Genomic DNA, 3111 nt, shown 5'->3' on the forward strand with positions numbered 1-3111 from the left:
AGGCGCTCAAGACCTATTTGATGCTGGCCAACCCCGAACGCGCCGAGCCGGCTTTCCTGGCCCCGCAACTGGTGCAGCACTGGTCCACCGATGCCCGGATGACCCCGGGCGAGCGGCAGGATCTTGCCGAGCGTTTGCTCACCTTCTATGCGGAGCACTTGCAGTCCAACCCGGCAGGGCACATCGAGCCGCGGCCCGAACTGGTCGCCGGGGCCCGCCAGACGCTGCTGGCCGTGATCGGCGAGCGCAATGCCGAGGACACCGTCTATCGGGGCGTGATCCAGGCTTTTGGTGAGCACGCTGGCGGCAAGTATCCGGACCAGACCCTGGCCGCGCTGACCGCCGGCACCGATCCCCGGGGGCTGGTGCGAGCCGCGGCCATCGTGCCGGGGGTCTTCACCCGGCAGGCCTATGAGGGCTATGTCGCCCCCGCGATCGAGCAGGCCGCCAAGCGCACGGAGATCGCCAATGACTGGGTGCTGACCGACGGCAAGCCGCCATTGCAGACTGAGAGCCGATCGGCCGAAGCGCTGCAGGCGGCGCTGACCGAGCAGTACTTCGCCGATTACGCGGAGCATTGGCAGGGCTTCATGAACAGCTTGCAATGGGAGGCCGCGCCGACCCTGCCGGCCGCGATCGGGCAGCTCAAGCTGATGGCCGACGCGCGCCAGTCGCCGGTGATCGCGCTGATGAAGTCGCTCGAATACCAGGGCGGCGCCGGCGCCCGCAAGGACTCGCTGTCCGATACGCTGGTGGCCAAGACGCAGGACCTGCTGGGCAAGAAGCCGGCGGGGCCCGAGGTGGCGAAGCCGGACGCGGCGGGGCCGCTGCGCGCGGCCTTTGGCCCGGTGCTGCGGCTAGTGACGCAGGGTCAGCCCGGCAGCGCCAGCGCGGGCACCAGCGGTGACCTGAGTCTGCAACGGTTCCTTGACCGAGCGACGGCACTGCGYCTGCGTCTGCAGCAGGTCGGCAACAGCGCCGATGCCGATGCGCAGGCCCGTCAGATGGCGCAGGCGCTGTTCCAGGGCAAGGGCTCGGAACTGGCCGACACCCAGGCCTATGCGCARCTGATGGCGGCGAGCCTCGGCAGCCAGTGGGCGGGCATGGGCGAGACGCTGTTCGTGCGGCCCATCGCGCAGGCGACGCAGACGGTGCTGCGACCGGCGCAGGCGAGCTTGAACGACGCGTGGCGCCAAAGCATCGCGATGACATGGAGCCGCTCGTTCTCCGGACGCTATCCGTTTGCGGACACCGCCAACGATGCCTCGCTGGCCGAGCTGGCGCGCTTCCTGCGCCCGCAAAGCGGCTTGATCGGGTCCTTCCTCGGCACGCAGCTGGCGGGCGTGCTCGAGCTGCAGGGCGATCAGTGGCTGCCGGCAGCTACCGGCGGGCAGGCGCAGTCCTTCGATCCGGCCTTCCTCAACGCGATCAACACCTTGCAGCGCATGGCGGCGCACCTGCTGGCGCAGGGCGAGCCGCAGTACCGCTTCGAGTTCAAGCCGATCCCCACCCCGGGCCTGACCGACACGCTGCTGACGCTCGATGGGCAGACGCTGCACTACTACAACCAGCGCGAGACATGGCAGGCAATGCGCTGGCCGGGCAACAACCTGCAGGACCCGGGTACCCGGCTGCAATGGCAGACCGAGCGCGCCGGCACCAGCAAGAGCTACGAGTTCGGCGGCCGCTGGGGCCTGGTGCGGATGCTGGAGCGCGCGCACGTCGAACCGGTGGATAGCGCGAACTACCAGCTGACGTGGCAGGCGAGGCCGGACGCGCTGGATGCGCCGGAAACGCTAGAAGGGCCAGGCGCACCGAAGGCCCCTGCCGAGAACCGGGCCGATGCGCACGGTCGGACCTTCGCCGAAGATCCCGACAGCCTGACGGCGCGCAGCGCCCAGGCGCCTGTTGCGGCGGACGTGACCTATCCGGTGCGCTACCTGATGCGTACCGAGGTCGGGCAGGGGCCGCTGGAGATGCTGGCGCTGCGGGGCTTTGTGCTGCCAACGCGGATCTTCGTGGGCCGGGAGCCGCTGGCGGCGGCCCGCGATACACCCGCCCTGCGCAAGTAGAGATAGACAGGGACAAACGACAAACCATGTTCAACAAGCTCCTCAACGCGCTCTTCGGCGCGCGTGCCCCTGCGGATCTCGCTCGCTCCACACAGGCGCGCTGGGACCCATGGCTGCAACCCATCCGTCCCGACGCTCCGGCCGGCGACGATCCGGGCTACGACGACGACTTCCTCGCCATCAAGGAGGAGGTGGCCAAGCTGTCCGGCGTGAACGACACGCTGATTGTCGAGTCCGCCGAGCGGCTGCTCAAGCTGACCGCCAAGGACGTGCGCCTTGCCGTGTATTACGTCTACGGGCGCATGCGGCGCGATGGCGCCGAAGGGGTCGCCGCTGGCTTCGAGTTGCTGTCGGCACTGGTCGACCGTTTTGGCGCCCGGCTGCTGCCCGCCCGGGCCGAGAGCCGCAAGGCGGCACTCGAATGGCTGGCCGGCGCGACGTTCACGGACCGGCTCGACCGGGTGCCGGGCCTGGCCGGCGCGCAGCTGGAACGTACCCTGTCGGCACTGGCGCTGATTCTCGAGCGCACGGCGCAGTGGCCGGAACCGGCTCGCCCGGCGCTGGATGGGCTCATCCGTCGCTTCGAGGGCCGGGTCGAGTCACCGTCGGCCGCCGGCAACCCTGGTGGGGATGCGCCATCCGGGCCGGCGGCCGCCTCGGTCCTGCCAGCCTTGGGCGAGGTGGCCTCGACGCGCGATCTGCTGGATCGGGCGCGCCAGATGGCGCTGTACCTGCGCCAGCAACCGCAGGGCTACCTCGCGGCCTACCGCCTGATGCGCTGCGTACGGTGGGATACGTTGACCGAGATCCCGCCGCACGAGCACGGCGGCAAGACGCGCCTGGTGGCGCCGCGCGCCGAACTGCGCGCCCAGCTCAAGCGCCTGATGCTGCAAAAGCAGTGGCCGGAACTCCTCGACCGCGTCGAGCAGGCCTTCGCCGAAGGCGCGAATCATTTCTGGCTGGACTTGCAGTACTACGCCTTCACCGCCCAGGATCAGGCGGGTGGCGAGTATGCCCGCGCGCGCGACCTGCTCGCCAC

The 3111-nt window shown here is 69.8% G+C and carries 2 protein-coding genes; both read left to right on the top strand.

The window, feature by feature from the left end:
• The coding region (locus tag AC1DT6_RS40250; RefSeq protein WP_477115604.1) for an ImcF-related family protein at positions 1 to 2072 on the top strand (2072 nt) is incomplete at its 5' end.
• A 26-nt stretch (positions 2073 to 2098) separates the two neighbouring features.
• The coding region (gene tssA / locus AC1DT6_RS40255) for a type VI secretion system protein TssA (RefSeq protein ID WP_477112142.1) at positions 2099 to 3111 on the top strand (1013 nt) is incomplete at its 3' end.

It is taken from the genome of Cupriavidus sp. 01L45, from assembly GCF_056399885.1.